The sequence below is a fragment of the Streptomyces sp. NPDC054842 genome (assembly GCF_053611025.1).
In genome coordinates this window covers 67,107-80,994 of sequence record NZ_JBSGZN010000037.1, presented here as the reverse complement: position 1 = coordinate 80,994, position 13,888 = coordinate 67,107, and the positions used below count along the sequence as shown (strand labels likewise).

The following is a 13,888-nucleotide window of genomic DNA, read 5'->3' as shown; positions in this document are numbered from 1 at the left end:
GCCATGGCGACCGCCCCTTACCCGTGCCTCCCGGGAGGCGCTTGTGCCTTTGTCTCCCGGGAGGTGCTTCGCCGTCTAGCTCCAGGCGTTGCCCTGGTTCTGCGCGTGGGCGCCCTGCTGGCCCATCCCGTACTGCGCGCGCACGCCCTGGCCGATCTGGGCGTTCTGCGGCGGCAGCAGCTCGCTCGGCTGGACGAGGATGTAGCCCTGGCCCATGAAGCTGAGCTCCCAGCCCTCACCGGTGCTGCCACGGCGCCGCCACACCCCGGAGGAGTGCGTCTGCGCCTGCATCTGCACCCGGAGCGCGGTCGACCAGGCGACGATCGCGTCCGCGTCGCAGTTGACGTACTTGTCCGGCGTGACCTGCATCATCAGCGGCATCCCGGACGTCATCAGGGCGACCTTGCCCCGGCCCGTGATGTTGAGCTGGTACTTGCCGGACCCCGAGATGCCGTACTGGCTGTCCACGGCGATCACCTCGTGGTGCAGCGCGGAGTCCATCGCCAGGACGTAGCTGCTGTCGACGGTGAGGCCGTCCTGGTCGACGTCGACCACGTGCACGTGCTGGGCCAGGTTGGCCAGGTAGACCGTCCCCTGTCCGTGGCAGCGCATGAGGTCCAGGCCCTCGCCGGTCGCCGCGCGCGACCGCCGCTGCCCGTTGTTCTGGTACTCGGCGTCGAACTCGACGAGCCCCTGGTAGGCGACCATCGTGCCCTTGCGGGCCAGGATGTCGTCGTGCCCCTCCAGGGAGACCCGCAGCATCTGCGAGTTCTGCAGGCTGTAGCGGTCCTGGGACTGCTGTTCGTTGTAGCCGAAAAGCGGGCTCTGCATGGTGTCCTGTTCCCCCTCAGCCCCGGATCCGGAGGCGGTCGGTGCTGTCCTCGCTGGGCTGGACGACGACGATGCCCTGCCCGGAGAACGCCATCTGGTACGCCTCGCCGCTGCCCCGGCCGATCAGGGACTGCGCCTTGAAGCTGCGCTTGCCCTTGACCTTGAGGTTCGGGGACCAGGCGACGAGCGCGTCCGGGTCCACGTACGTCTCGTCCTCGCCGCCGCCGCAGTCCACGACGATCGGCTTGCCGCGGGAGGTCAGCGCCACCCAGCCCTGACCGGAGATCTTGGTGTTCCACAGACCCTGTCCGGCGAACTTGGCGAGCCCTTTGACGCGCTCGACGCCCCAGGTGAGGTGCGCGTCGAAGGCGAGCAGGTTGGTGGCGTTGACGGAGATCGCGTCCCCGTTGAGGTTGATGACGACCACGTTCGCGCCGTAGTCGGCGAGGTAGAGCAGACCGTCACCGGTGCACTTCATGAGGGGCGCGCCCTCACCGGTCATCCAGTCGCGCGCGATCTGGCGCACGGCCGGCGGATTGGGCTCGTACTGGACGAACCCTTCGTAGGCGACCATCGAGCCCACGCGCGCGAAGAGGTCGTTTCCGGTCTGCATGGCGACCTTCAGCATGTGATTGCCGTGGTTCTCCATGCGGGCCGTGACGGGTGCCGGGGCGAAGCCCGCGAACGGCTGATTCATGACGGGCTCCCTCAGACCTCGTACGGCTGGACGACGATGAAATTGCCGGGAGCGCCCCGGAACTGCAGGTTCACGCTCTCGCCGGTGTCGCCCGGATAGGCGTTGCGACGCATCCGCACCTGGCTGGAGACGATCACCTGGGACGCCGAGGACCACGCCACGACGGCGTTGCAGTCGGCGAACGTGGTGGGCGTGACCGGCAGCACGACGGGCGCGCCGTGGGTCTTCACCACGATCGTCCCGGTCCCCTGGAACTGCATCGTGAACAGGGCCCCACCGGGGATGCCGTGCCCCTCGATCCGCCGGACCTCGTACTGGAGCGTCTCGTCGAAGGCGAGGACGTTCTCCGCGGAGACGCAGATGCCGTCGCCCTGGAGTTCGATGGGGTGCAGCATCGTCGAGTTGTCGGCGAGGAACACCTGGCCCCGGCCGGAACAGCGCATCAGCTGCATCTCCTGGCCGGTCGCGTTGCCCACGATCCGGCCGGCGAAGCCCGCTCCCTTGTAGCTGAAGTCGACCTTGCCCTGGTAGAGCACCATGCTGCCCTGCCGGGCGAGGACCGCCTGGTCGCCACCGGCGCCGAGGTCGACGCGGACCAGCTTCTTGTTCTGCTGGGTCCAGCGCTGGCCGGTGGGCGTCTCCTTGAACGCCTGGAGCGCGGCGGCCACACCGGCGCCGGCCTGCGGGGCGCCCTGGGGGGCACCGTAGGGCGAGGGCGCGGCCTGGCCGGGGACCTGGCCGTACGGAGGCTGCTGCCCGTAGCCCGGAGGCGGGCCCTGCTGTCCGTAGCCGGGGGGCGCGCCCGGGGGCTGCCCGTAGCCCGGAGGCATCGGGGCACCCTGTCCGGGAGGCTGCTGCCCGTAGCCGGGCGGCGGGCCGGGCTGGCCCGGCGGCTGCGCGTACGGCGCGGGTCCGGGCGGCGGTACGGTGCCGACGCCCGGCGGGGTCAGCGGCGCGACGATGGTCGGCGCGGCGTGCACCGGGGGCGCCGGTGCCGGGGCGGGCGGCGGAGTCGCACCGGGAGGCGGCGCGAAGCCCTGCGCGGGTTGCGGCGCGGGGGCCGGGGCCCCGAAGGCGGGCGGCGCGGAGGACTGGGCGGGCGGCGCGAAGGACGGGGACGCGCCGGCCTGCGGCTGCGGGGCCGCGGGCGTCTCCTCGGCGACCTCGCCGCCGAAGTTCTTCAGCAGCGCGTCGAGCCCGCCGTCGAAGCCCTGTCCGACGGCGGCGAAGCGCCACACGTCCTTCAGGTAGAAGTCGCCCAGCATGACGGCGCGTTCCGTCGAGAACTCCGCCCCGCTGAACGCGTACCGGGCGACCTCCTCGCCGCCCGCGACGATACGGAGGTATCCGGGAGCGATCTGCGACATCTGCCCGGCGCCGTCGATCGTCGCCGTGAACGACAGCTTGTGGATCTGCGGCGGGATCCTGTCGAGGGTGACGCGGAAGGACTCCGTGTCACCCGCCTGGGCGCCCAGAAGCTGGATGGACTCCTCGGGGGACTTCGGCTGGTTGAAGAAGACGAAGTACCGGTCGTCCGAGAGCCGTTCGTCGGCGTCGAGACCGAAGCAGCTGATGTCGAAGCTCAGCCCGGGGCCGGTGATCTGCACGCCTACGTACAGATCGGTGCCCGCGGTGAGGTCACTGATCTTGGCCTTGTGGCCGCGTTGGAATTCCCTGGCCATGCGTAACGACCGTCCCCCATCCCGAATGCGAGTGCGTCGCGTCAGGCTAACGGCAAAATCCGGGAGCGGAGGAAGCCGGTACAGACCCGGTACACAATCCCTGCCCCGCGCGCGTACGGCGGCTCTCAGTCCTCGGTGACGGCGGGCTGGTGGGGCAGGCGGTCCGCGGCGGCCACCCCTTCGAGGTAGCCGCGGGCACGCTCGGTGCGCGGATAGGCCTCCAGGAGCCGCCAGAAACGGGGCCCGTGCCCGGGTACGAGCAGGTGCGCCAGTTCGTGGACGAGGACGTAGTCGACGACGTACTCCGGCATGCCCTGAAGCCGGTGCGATAGCCGGATGCTGCCCTCGGACGGGGTGCACGAGCCCCAGCGCGTGTTCTGGTTGGTGACCCAGCGGACCGAGGTGGGACGGGCCCGGCCGTCGAAGTACAGGTCGGAGAGCCGCGCGGCGCGCTCGGACAGCTCCCTGTCGCCGAGCCTGCGCTTGCTCTCCTGGGCGGCCAGCTTGTCGAGCATGACGCTCACCCAGCGCTGCTCCTCCGCCTCGGACATCCGGGCGGGGATGAGCACGACCGTGCGATCGCCCTCGCGGTACGCGGAGACCGTCCGTCGCCGTCGGGCACTTCTGCGGACCTCGATCGCGCGCGCCCCCGAGCCGCCTGGCGGCAGGCTCGTCGTGCTGCGCTGTGGCTTTCCGGCGCGGTGCAGTGGGTCGGCGGGCACGCCCCGACGTTACCCGTTGCACATGGTGAAAGTCCCGCCTCCGGGACGGTTCCGTGGCGATCCGCACTCCGTGCGCTGGATTAGTACGACGAATGCGGCAGCCTGTGGACAACTTTCGGCACGGCGACGGCCCGGCCGGGCATGCTGGCGGTCGTCGGCGCAGCTGGACCATGGCCCGTCGGCACACGGACGATCAAGAGGCTACGGGGGCCGGTCATGCATCCGATGGTGAAACCCGCGCTGCGGCGCGGCTGGCGGGACCTCAACACCGTGCAGTTCGGCATGGCACCGGCGCACGCCATAGTGCTGGGCCCGATGGACACGGCCACGGGCAGTTTCCTGACGCTGCTCGACGGGACCCGCGGGCTGCCGCTGCTGCGGGACGAGGGACGCCGGATGGGTCTGCCGGACGGCCATGTGGACGGTCTCGTCGAGCGTCTCGCCGGCGCCGGCCTGCTGGACGACGCGACGGGGGGCGGGCCGGCCGCCGACGCCCTGCGCGGGAGGAAGGCGGCCCTCGACCGGCTCCGCCCGGACCTCGCCTCTCTGTCGCTGGTCGCTCCCGGACCGGGCGAGGCGATCGAGCGCCTGGCCGCCCGCCGTTCCCTGCGGGTGCAGGTGCGCGGGGCGGGCCGGGTGGGTGTCGTACTCGCCGCGCTGCTGGCCGGCGCGGGGGTGGGTGAGGTCGACGTCCGCGACGGCGGCCGGGTGGAGCCGGGGGACGTCGCTCCGGGCGGTCTGTCCGCCGACTCCATCGGCGAGCGGAGGGAGGAGGCCGCCCGGCGGGCGGTGCGGCTCGCCTCCCCCGAACGGCCACCCCGCCGCCGACGCGCACCCGCGCCGAATGCACCCGGTGCGACGGGCACACCGGGATCCCCGAATTCACCAGGTTCGCCGAGTTCCTCGGGCTCTCCCGGCGAGCAGGCGCCGCTTCCCGCGGAGCCGACCCTCCCGGAAGGGCGAGCACGCCTCCTCGCGGACGAGTCCGGCTGGTCGCTGGTGATCCTCGCGCCCCGGGACGGACTGGCGGTCCACGCACCCGACCCGGCCGCCGCGGAACAGCTCGTCGCCTCCGGGACACCGCACCTGTACGCGGGAGTCGTGGAGGGGACGGGAGTGGTCGGCCCCCTGGTCCTGCCCGGCGAGACCGGGTGCGCGGGCTGCCTGGACCGGGCACGCGCCGACCGGGACGAGACCTGGCCGCGACTGATCGCCCAGTGGCGCTCGGGTGGCGTTCGCCACGTCCAGGCCTGCGATCTCGCCCTGGCGGCCGCGGTCGCCGGGCTGGCCGCCGGCCACGCGCTCGCCTTCCTCGACGCGACGGCGCCCGCCGGCACCGGGATCCGCTGGGAGGCATCCGTGCCGGAACCGACCTGGCACGCACGTCCTGTCTGGCCCCACCCCGCCTGCCCGTGCGGGGCGGCGGAGAGAGGTAAGGAAGAACACACACCCAAGGACGGGGAGCCGCACGAGACAATGGCGGGGCAACAGCCGCCGACGGGGTCACGCCACGAGGCACACGCCGCGCGGCTGTCTGGGACTTGGAGGGCGCATGTCTGATCTTCCGCGCAAGGCGGTCACCCGGACCGCCAAGCTCGCCGCGCTCCCGCTCGGCTTCGCCGGGCGGGCGACGTGGGGACTCGGCAAACGCATCGGCGGGAAGTCGGCGGAGATCGTGGGCCGCGAACTCCAGCAGCGCACTGCGGAGCAGCTGTTCAAGGTGCTCGGCGAGCTCAAGGGCGGTGCGATGAAGTTCGGGCAGGCCCTGTCCGTCTTCGAGTCCGCGCTGCCCGAGGAGGTCGCGGGCCCCTACCGCGCGGCGCTGACGAAGCTCCAGGAGGCCGCGCCGCCGATGCCGACGCGGACCGTGCACGCCGTCCTGGAGGAGCGGCTCGGCGAGGACTGGCGGGAGCTGTTCCAGGAGTTCGAGGACAAGCCCTCCGCGGCGGCCTCGATCGGCCAGGTGCACCGGGCCGTGTGGCACGACGGGCGCGAGGTCGCGGTCAAGGTCCAGTACCCCGGCGCGGGCGAGGCGCTCCTGTCGGACCTGACCCAGCTCAGCCGCTTCGCCCGTCTCCTGGGTCCGCTCATTCCGGGGATGGACATCAAGCCGCTGATCACCGAGTTGCGCGACCGGGTCTCCGAGGAGCTCGACTACGCGCTGGAGGCCCGGTCCCAGGCGGCACACGCGGATGAGTTCGCGTCCGACCCGGACGTGGTCGTCCCCGCCGTGGTCCACCAGAGCGAGCAGGTGCTGGTGACGGAGTGGATCGACGGGACGCCTCTCTCGGAGGTGATCGCCGACGGCACGCGGGAGCAGCGTGACCGGGCCGGCCAGCTGCTGGCCCGCTTCCTGTTCTCGGGTCCCGCCCGCACCGGCCTGCTGCACGCCGACCCACATCCGGGCAACTTCCGCCTCCTGCCGGACGAGGAGAGGGGCTGGCGTCTGGGGGTCCTGGACTTCGGCACGGTCGACCGTCTGCCGGGCGGCCTGCCCCGAACCATCGGCAGCTCGCTGCGCATGACCCTCGACGGAGAGGCGGAGGCGGTCTACGGGCTTCTCTGCGAGGAGGGCTTCGTCAAGGAGTCGATAGACCTGGAGCCCGACGCGGTCCTGGACTACCTGCTCCCGATCATCGAACCGGCGCAGGCCGACGAGTTCACCTTCACCCGCGGCTGGATGCGCAGCCAGGCCGCACGCATCGCCGACATCCGCTCGCCCGCCCACCAGCTCGGCCGGCAGCTCAATCTGCCGCCGTCCTACCTGCTGATCCACCGGGTCACCCTCAGCACCATCGGTGTGCTGTGCCAGCTGGGTGCGACGGTGCGGCTGCGGGACGAACTGGAGGAGTGGCTGCCCGGTTTCCTTCCGGAGGAGGACCCGATGGAGGAGCTGCTGGAGGAGGAGTCCGCCGCCGAAGCGTGAGCGCGCCTACCACCAGGCCGAGTCGAGGCGGCCCTCGATCGCCCTGAGATGAGCCCGGGCGCACGCCTCGCAGAAGTAGTGGCGGGTGCCGTTCTCCATGGAGAAGGTCCAGGTGACCGGTGGTTCTTCGGCGGAGGTGCCGCAGCGCGCGCACACGACCCGTGCGGGCTCGGCCGGGTCGGGCCGCTGCGCGGAGCCGCTGTCGTCACTGTCCCCGGGAAGGCTGGTCACCCGGCGACGATAACGCCACCGGGTGACGAGCGGCCCGACGCTGGACTGCCCCGCGACGCACGGCACTGCGCTGCACAGCACTGCACTGCGCTGACAACGCACCGCGGGGGCCGGTCCGCTCGGACCGGCCCCCGCTCTGACGTCTCGTCTACTTCTCGTGACCGCTTCCGGTCACTGCATGACGGCCATGGCCAGCGCCCGGCGAGCGCGCATCGAGGCGCGCTCGGCACGGCGCTGCATGCGCCGGGCGGTGGCCAGGCGCACGGCCTGGCGTTCCCGCTCGGCTTCGTGCAGGCGGTCGTGCATATGCGCACGAGCCATGGCTTCTGGGATGAGTTGCATCTCTCGGGTCCTGTTCTGGCGCGAGTCGTTCGCACCGGTGGTGAAGAAGTCTGGGATCGCGGAGCCGACGGGCTCGGTGGTGGACGGCTTCATCGGGGCCTGCTTCTTGGGGTCGTTCGTGAGGGGGCGGTCGATCGTTCCTGCGGTGTTCATGCTGTGACCGGGTTCTTGCGCGGGCGGCCACGCGGCCGCTTGCGGGCCACGACGACCCCCTGCACGAAGAGCTCGCCACCCCAGACGCCCCAGGGCTCGCGCCGCTCCTTGGCGCCGGCGAGGCAGGCCTCGATCAGCGGGCAGGTGCGGCAGAGGGACTTGGCGTACTCGACGTCGGCCGGCGACTCCGCGAAGAAGACCTCCGGGTCGTACGAGCGGCAGGGGACGGGTACGCCGAGGTTCTCGATGGCGTCGTCGAGCGCGGTGAGCGCGGTGAGCGGAGTCAAGGTGGAGTCCTCCGTGAGGCCGGGCGGGGGGATCGTCTCGGAAGGCGGTACGGACGGGGCGTGCGCTTCGAGTTGCACGGTTTGTTTTCCTCGTCTGGTCGTGCCGGCCGGTTGGCCGGTTGGCGGCTTGGTACCGGGTTTTCTTGTCCCGAGGCCCCTTCGCTCCGGCTGTCCCCGGTCGGGGACAAACAGAAGGGCCGCGGATCCCGGGTGGGGTTCCGCGGCCCTGAAGGCGCCGGCCTGATCGAGAATCAGGCTGGATCACTCCAGGGTTCAGGCCCACGGAAGGCCCACATCGTGTGGTGGTGCTGCTTCGTCTGCTCCAGGGATCCGGCACCGGCCGCCGCAAAGGCATAGGTCCGCACCTGTGCCGCTACTGCTTCCAGTGCCTGGATCGGTCGCTCATTGCGCTCACGAACGGGAAGACCCGCGAGAGCCACGCTGGACGCCGGACGGACGGCGGAGATGCCGGACAGACCGGTGCCCAGGGTGGAGACGCCGAGCGTGCAGACGGAGACGACCGAGGGATCGGTCATTTTGACGGTGCTGGTGGAGCTGAAGTTGATGCTGATCACTGGAATCGCCTCCTCTCGGCGTCTATGGGGACCGGGGTGAACCGGTCCGACGGTTGTTAAGTACAGCACGAAACCAGGGCCTCGGAGAAGGCCGCCGTTTCCGTGTTAAGAACCTATGGGGATCGCTGGGGCATGCGCAAACTATTTTTTCGACGAGTTTGAATCAGTCGGTGTCGTCGTCCGCGCCGGGCTCGCGACCTGCGCAGATGGCCAGAACATCGGCTCCGAAACGGTTCAGCTTGCGTACTCCGACCCCCGGGATCCGCGCCAGCTCGCGCTCGTCGTCGGGCACGGACTCCGCGATCGCCATCAGTGTCTTGTCGGTGAAGACGCAGAACGCGGGCTGTCCGCTGCGCTGCGCCTGCACCGCGCGCCACTCCCGCAGCCGCTCGTAGAGTCCCTCGTCCATGTCGGAGGGGCAGTCCTCGCAGCGCATCAGCTTCATCTCGCCGGCGTCCGTGAGGGTGCGTCCGCAGACCCGGCAGCGGGCCGGGGTCCGGCTGGTGCGCCGCACGGCACTGCCGCCGGCTCTCCCGATGCCGCGCTCTATCCCGCCGGCGCCGACCGCTCCCGTGCGGGCCGCCGTGGTGACGGAGCCGGGGCGCAGCCCGTCGAGGAAGCGGCTGGGACGGCGGCTCGCCCGGCCGCCGGGTGAGCGGGACAGGGCCCAGGAGAGGAACAGGTGCTCTCTGGCCCGGGTGACGCCGACGTAGAGGAGCCGGCGCTCCTCCTCGATCTGCTCGTCGGTCTTTGCGTAGGTGATCGGCATCATGCCCTCGGCGACACCGACCAGGAAGACGACGTCCCACTCCAGGCCCTTGGCGGAGTGCAGCGAGGCGAGCGTGACGCCCTGGACGGTCGGCGCGTGCTGGGAACCGGCGCGTTCGTCCAGCTCCGCCACCAGGTCGCTCAGGGTGGCACCCGGTTTGGCCGCCGCGAAGTCCTGCGCGAGGTTCACCAGGGCGGCCAGCGACTCCCAGCGCTCCCTGACCGCTCCCGAACCGGCGGGCGGCTGGGTGGTCCAGCCCTCGCCGGAGAGGACCGCGCGGACCTGCGAGGGCAGGTCGACCACGTCGTCCAGGAGGGAGTCGTTGCCGCCGAAGCGGGCCGCGCCGCGCAGGGCGACGCCGGCCTTGCGTACTTCCGGGCGGTCGAAGAAGCGCTCGGCGCCACGCAGTTGGTAGGGCACCCCGGCGTCGGCGAGGGCCTGTTCGTAGGTCTCGGACTGCGAGTTCGTGCGGAAGAGGACCGCGATCTCCGCGGCCGGGACTCCGGAGGCGATCAGGTCGCGGATGCGGCGGGCCGCGCCCTCGGCCTCGGCGGGCTCGTCCGTGTACTCGGCGTAGACCGGTTCCGGGCCGGGGCCGCGCTGGGAGATCAGCTCCAGGCGGTGGTCGGCCGCACGGCCGCGGGCCTGGGCGAGCAGGCCGTTGGCGAGGTGGACGACCTGGGGCGTGGAGCGGTAGTCGCGGACGAGCTTGACGACGGTGGCCCCGGGGTGGCGGGTGCGGAAGTCGAGCAGGTGGTCGGGGGTTGCACCGGTGAACGAATAGATCGTCTGGCTGGCGTCACCGACGACGCAGAGGCTGTCGCGCTCCCCGAGCCACAGCTCCAGGAGGCGCTGCTGGAGCGGGCTGACGTCCTGGTACTCGTCGACCACGAAGTGCTGGTACTGGGAGCGGACCTGATCGGCGATGTCGTGCCGGTCCTGAAGGACGGCCACGGTCAGCAGGAGGACGTCCTCGAAGTCAATGACCGCGCGGTCGCGCTTGAGGTCCTCGTACGTCGAGTAGAGCTGGGCGATCTCGGCCGGGTCGCGGGGGGTCTCGCGGCCCGTCTTGGCGGCGGCGGCCGCGTAGTCGCCGGGGACGGTCTGGGTGACCTTCGACCACTCGATCTCGGCGGTCACGTCGCGCAGCTCGCCCCGGTCGAGCCGGATGCGGCAGGCGGCCGCCGCGTCCGCGACGAGCTGGATCTTCCGGTCGATGATGCGAGGCATGCTGCCACCGACAGCTTTCGGCCAGAAGTACTGGAGCTGACGCAGGGCGGCGGAGTGGAAGGTGCGGGCCTGGACACCGGAGGCGCCGAGCTGCCTGAGGCGGCCGCGCATCTCGCCCGCGGCACGGTTGGTGAACGTGACGGCCAGCACGCTGGAGGGCTGGAGGATGCCGGCGCGCACCCCGTAGGCGATGCGGTGGGTGATCGCCCGCGTCTTGCCCGTCCCGGCTCCGGCCAGCACGCACACCGGACCGTGCAGGGCGGTCGCGACCTCGCGCTGCTCGGGGTCGAGCCCGTCGAGCACCGCGTCGGCCGTGTCCGGTACCTGAGGGAAGAGGGTGGAGTGCGTTGCTGCTGTCACACCGCCATGCTGCCAGGTCGCGGGAGACGGGTGAGCCGGTTGTCCACAGGGGGGCACCACCAGTCGTACCAATGCGGCAGGCGTCACAGTCGTCACGCGACCGGACCCCGGCTCCCGGCGGGCGGCCGCCCCGAGCCGTGCGCCCGCCCGCCCGCGGGAATGGCGGCCCGGTCACGTACGTTCCACTCACTGCGAACACGCACCCTCTGCCGCGAAGGAGCACAACAGACATGCCGGGCACTGTGACGATGTACAGCACCACGTGGTGCGGCTACTGCCGCCGGCTCAAGAGCCAGATGGACCGGGAGGGCATCACGTACAACGAGATCAACATCGAGCAGGACCCGGAGTCCGCCGCGTTCGTGGAGAAGGCGAATGGCGGAAACCAGACGGTTCCGACGGTCCTCTTCCCGGACGGTTCGACGCTGACGAACCCCTCGCTGGCCCAGGTCAAGCAGAAGATCGGCGCGTAGCGCGGGACGTCGTCGGCACGCGGCCCGTCGGCCGCGGCGTGAGCGTGACGAGCACCAAGGCCGGACACCCCCAGGGTGCCCGGCCTTCGCGTTGCCGTCCCTGGACCGGCCGCGCGTCCTCCGCGCCCGGTCCGCCCGGCGCCCGTCAGGCCGCGTGGCCTCCCGGACGCGGCAGCGGCTTGCCGTACCAGAGCTCGATCAGCCGGGCGGCGATGGAGATGCCGTACGGGGGCAGCACCTCGCCGGACTCGAAGGCGGCTCGCAGGTCCTCGCGGGAGAACCAGCGCGCCTCCTCGATCTCCTCGCCGTCGACGTCGATCTCCGAGGACGTGGCGCGGGCCATGAAGCCCAGCATGAGGCTGGAGGGGAAGGGCCAGGGCTGGCTGGCGACGTACTCGACCTCGCCGACCGTGATCCCAGCCTCCTCGAAGACCTCGCGGCGCACCGACGTCTCGATGGACTCGCCCGGTTCGACGAAGCCCGCGAGCGTGGAGAAGCGGCCCTCGGGCCAGTGCACCTGGCGACCGAGGAGGATGCGGTCGTCGTCGTCCGTGACCGCCATGATCACGGCCGGGTCGGTACGGGGATAGTGCTCGGCTCCGCAGGCCGGGCAACGGCGGATGTGACCGGCCGCCGCGATCACCGTGCGCTCGCCACAGCGCGAGCAGAAGCGGTGCAGACGCTGCCAGTTCTCCAGGGCGACCGCGTGCACCATCAGGCCCGCGTCACGCGGGGACAGGAGCAGCCCCGCCTCCCGCAGGCCGGCCGGCCGGGCGGACTGGTCGATGCGGCCCGGCAGCGCGTCCTTCTGCAGGGCGAAGTAGCTCACACCGTCGTCGTCGGTGCCCAGGAAGTAGCGGTGCGCCTCGGTCAGCGGGGCTTCGAAGGACGGGGTCATGACGAGTTCGGTGGTCCCGTCCGCCGCCTCGTCGATGAGGACCTGACCGCCGGAGACCACGAAGACGCGGGTGGTGGGGTGGCTCCACGCCGCCGCGAGCCAGGCCTCGTCGAGCCGGTGGTGGGCGGCCCGGTCGATGCCGCTCGGGGCGGTGAGCGAGATGGGACGGTCGGCGCTGTGGTCGGTCCAGGTGGTCACGGGTGCTTCCAACTCCCCCGATGGAAAGGTTGTCTCGGCTGGCGTTACTGCGGGCGTGGTGCGGAGGTCGTTCTTCGGCGTGCGGCCGGCCTTCTTCAGTGTGCCTCGCCCCAGTTCTCGGCCAGGTCGCCCCACAGGTGGGCGGCGGTCTCGACGCCCTTCATCAGAAGGTCGAGCTCCACCTTCTCGTTCGGCGCGTGCCAGCCGTCGGACGGGACCGAGATGCCCAGGAAGAGCACCGGCGCCCCCAGCACTTCCTGAAGGTCGGCGGCGGGGCCGGAACCGCCCTCGCGGGTGAAGCGGACCGGCTGCTCGAAGGCGCGGCCCATGGCGCGTACGACGGACTGCAGCGCGGGGTGGTCGAGCGGCGTCAGGCAGGGCCGGGTCGCCGCGCCGAAGGTGATCTCCTGTCGGATTCCGGCGGGCACCTGCTCGGCCGCCCAGGCGCGCACCGCCTTCTCGATGTGGTCCGGGTCCTGCCCCGCGACCAGCCGGAACGAGAGCTTCACCATGGCCGAGGACGGGATGATCGTCTTGCTGCCGGGGCCCTGGTAACCGCCGCCGATACCGTTCACCTCGGCGGTCGGGCGGGCCCAGATGCGCTCCAGGGTGGTGTGCCCGGCCTCGCCGTGGGTCGCGGCGGACTTGGCCGTACGCAGCCACCGCTGCTCGTCGAAGGGCAGCTCGGCGAAGAGTTCGCGCTCGCGGTCGGTGAGTTCGACGATGCCGTCGTAGAAGCCGGGGACGGCCACGCGTGCGTGCTCGTCGTGGAGGGCGGCCACCAGCCGGGCGGCCGCGGTGGCCGGGTTCGGCACCGCGCCGCCGAAGGAGCCGGAGTGGATGTCCTGCTCCGGTCCGTACAGCTCGATCTCGCACTCGGCCAGGCCGCGCATGCCCGTGCACACCGTCGGGGTGTCCTCGGACCACATGCCGGTGTCGGAGACGATCACCGCGTCCGCGGCGAGCCGGTCCGCGTGCTGTTCCACGAGAGCGCGGAAGTGCGGCGATCCGGACTCCTCCTCGCCCTCGACGAGCATCTTGAGGTGCACCGCCGGGGCCGTGCGACCGGTGGCGGCGAGGTGGGCGCGGACTCCGAGTGTGTGGAAGAACACCTGCCCCTTGTCGTCGGCGGCCCCGCGCGCGTGCAGCCGGTTCCCCCGGATGACCGGTTCGAACGGCTCGGTGTCCCAGCCGTCCGCGCGGGCGGCGGGCTGCACGTCGTGGTGCCCGTAGACGAGGACGGTGGGCGCCCGCGGGTCGTCCGAGGGCCACTCGGCGAACACGGCGGGGGCGCCCGGCGTCTCCCACACCTCGCTGACCGGGAAGCCGGTCTCCTTGAGCTTGGCGGCGAGCCAGTCGGCGCTGCGTGCCACGTCCGCCGCGTGGTCGGGCTGCGCCGAGACCGAGGGGATCCGCAGCCACTGGGCGAGGTCGTCGAGGAAGGCGGCGCGGTGCGCGTCGATGTACGTGCGGACGGCGCTGACAGCGCTGTCAACGGGCTTGCTCATGGCCAC

At 71.6% G+C, this 13,888-nt stretch carries 14 protein-coding genes; 3 read left to right on the top strand and 11 right to left on the bottom strand.

From position 1 onward, the window contains the following. Positions 1 to 75: 75 nt before the first annotated feature. From ACWGIS_RS26275 to ACWGIS_RS26260, 4 genes are all read right to left on the bottom strand, one after another. A complete protein-coding gene (locus ACWGIS_RS26275) occupies positions 76 to 831 on the bottom strand; it encodes an AIM24 family protein (RefSeq protein ID WP_453364898.1) in 756 nt (251 codons plus the stop codon). Positions 832 to 847: 16 nt separating this feature from the next. Further along, positions 848 to 1,528, bottom strand: coding sequence for an AIM24 family protein (locus ACWGIS_RS26270; protein WP_355781842.1), 681 nt, complete (start codon positions 1,526 to 1,528; stop codon positions 848 to 850). A gap of 11 nt (positions 1,529 to 1,539) precedes the next feature. Next, complete coding sequence (locus ACWGIS_RS26265) at positions 1,540 to 3,210, bottom strand: TerD family protein (RefSeq protein WP_453364897.1); 1,671 nt, start codon at positions 3,208 to 3,210, stop codon at positions 1,540 to 1,542. A 125-nt stretch (positions 3,211 to 3,335) separates the two neighbouring features. After that, on the bottom strand, positions 3,336 to 3,932 hold the full coding sequence (locus tag ACWGIS_RS26260) for a M48 metallopeptidase family protein (RefSeq protein WP_453364896.1): 597 nt from the start codon (positions 3,930 to 3,932) through the stop codon (positions 3,336 to 3,338). Between the two features lie 216 nt (positions 3,933 to 4,148). On the opposite strand from ACWGIS_RS26260, the gene ACWGIS_RS26255 reads away from it, so the two are divergent. Further along, on the top strand, positions 4,149 to 5,492 hold the full coding sequence (locus ACWGIS_RS26255; protein ID WP_453364895.1) for a TOMM precursor leader peptide-binding protein: 1,344 nt from the start codon (positions 4,149 to 4,151) through the stop codon (positions 5,490 to 5,492). After that, positions 5,485 to 6,858 carry an ABC1 kinase family protein gene (locus ACWGIS_RS26250; protein WP_453364894.1) on the top strand — a complete coding sequence of 458 codons (1,374 nt, stop codon included), beginning with the start codon at positions 5,485 to 5,487 and terminating at the stop codon, positions 6,856 to 6,858. Before ACWGIS_RS26255 ends, ACWGIS_RS26250 begins: the two co-directional genes overlap by 8 nt. A gap of 6 nt (positions 6,859 to 6,864) precedes the next feature. On the opposite strand, the gene ACWGIS_RS26245 is transcribed toward ACWGIS_RS26250, so the two are convergent. From ACWGIS_RS26245 to ACWGIS_RS26225, 5 genes are all read right to left on the bottom strand, one after another. Beyond that, positions 6,865 to 7,089, bottom strand: a complete 225-nt coding sequence (locus tag ACWGIS_RS26245; RefSeq protein WP_453364893.1) for a hypothetical protein — start codon at positions 7,087 to 7,089, stop codon at positions 6,865 to 6,867. Between the two features lie 171 nt (positions 7,090 to 7,260). Next, positions 7,261 to 7,584, bottom strand: a complete 324-nt coding sequence (locus ACWGIS_RS26240) for a hypothetical protein (RefSeq protein WP_453364892.1) — start codon at positions 7,582 to 7,584, stop codon at positions 7,261 to 7,263. Beyond that, positions 7,581 to 7,949 (bottom strand): WhiB family transcriptional regulator, encoded by a 369-nt coding sequence (locus ACWGIS_RS26235; RefSeq protein WP_019072119.1) that lies wholly within the window; start codon positions 7,947 to 7,949, stop codon positions 7,581 to 7,583. Before ACWGIS_RS26235 ends, ACWGIS_RS26240 begins: the two co-directional genes overlap by 4 nt. A gap of 173 nt (positions 7,950 to 8,122) precedes the next feature. Next, a complete protein-coding gene (locus ACWGIS_RS26230; protein ID WP_453364891.1) occupies positions 8,123 to 8,446 on the bottom strand; it encodes a hypothetical protein in 324 nt (107 codons plus the stop codon). A gap of 163 nt (positions 8,447 to 8,609) precedes the next feature. Continuing rightward, entirely contained in the window at positions 8,610 to 10,862 is a 2,253-nt protein-coding gene (locus tag ACWGIS_RS26225; protein WP_453364903.1) for an ATP-dependent DNA helicase UvrD2, read from the bottom strand. 173 nt (positions 10,863 to 11,035) lie between these two features. Between ACWGIS_RS26225 and ACWGIS_RS26220 the strand changes: the two genes are divergently transcribed. Continuing rightward, positions 11,036 to 11,278, top strand: a complete 243-nt coding sequence (locus ACWGIS_RS26220; protein ID WP_045559070.1) for a mycoredoxin — start codon at positions 11,036 to 11,038, stop codon at positions 11,276 to 11,278. Positions 11,279 to 11,423: 145 nt separating this feature from the next. Here the strand turns inward: ACWGIS_RS26220 and nudC are convergent, their stop codons facing one another. Next, entirely contained in the window at positions 11,424 to 12,374 is a 951-nt protein-coding gene (nudC, locus tag ACWGIS_RS26215; RefSeq protein ID WP_453364890.1) for an NAD(+) diphosphatase, read from the bottom strand. Between the two features lie 95 nt (positions 12,375 to 12,469). Continuing rightward, positions 12,470 to 13,882, bottom strand: coding sequence for a dipeptidase (locus ACWGIS_RS26210; protein WP_453364889.1), 1,413 nt, complete (start codon positions 13,880 to 13,882; stop codon positions 12,470 to 12,472). Between the last annotated feature and the right edge of the window lie 6 nt (positions 13,883 to 13,888).